Source organism: Haloferax sp. Atlit-6N (assembly GCF_003383195.1).
Lineage (GTDB): Archaea > Halobacteriota > Halobacteria > Halobacteriales > Haloferacaceae > Haloferax > Haloferax gibbonsii.
This window is the reverse complement of sequence record NZ_QEQJ01000378.1, coordinates 1-443: the sequence shown is the minus strand read 5'-3', so window position 1 is coordinate 443 and position 443 is coordinate 1. Positions and strand designations below refer to the sequence as shown.

Genomic DNA, 443 nt, shown 5'->3' with positions numbered 1-443 from the left:
CCGCCTGAACTGCCTGTTCTACAACGTCTCGGTCGTCGACGAGGCGGGCAGCGACGTCGACTCGCTGAACAGTCCCTCGGCGCTCATCGACGCGTTCGAGACGGTCCAAAGCGAGACCGACGCGGTTCCGATGACCCACGCGATGTCCGGGACGTGGACGACGACGCAGCTGTGGGGCGCCGTGATGCTCGCCGTGAACGGCTACCAGCCGTACATGGACTTCCTCAACGGAGAGGGCTCCGAGAGCGCGGTTCGCTCGGCCTTCGAGACGACTGCGGAGATGCTCGAAAACTACATCTCCGACGACGTGGCGTCGCTCAACCTCACCGCGTCGAACCAGAACATCATCAACGGCAACGCCGCCTTCATCCATCAGGGTAACTGGGCGGCTGGTGCGATCCGGAACGCCGAGAACTTCGCGTACGACGAAGACTGGGGCTTCA

General features: G+C 63.4%; 1 pseudogene. It reads left to right on the top strand.

What is annotated here, in order from left to right:
* Nucleotides 1-443 (top strand): annotated as a pseudogene (locus tag DEQ92_RS22845) (extracellular solute-binding protein); the annotation flags it as partial.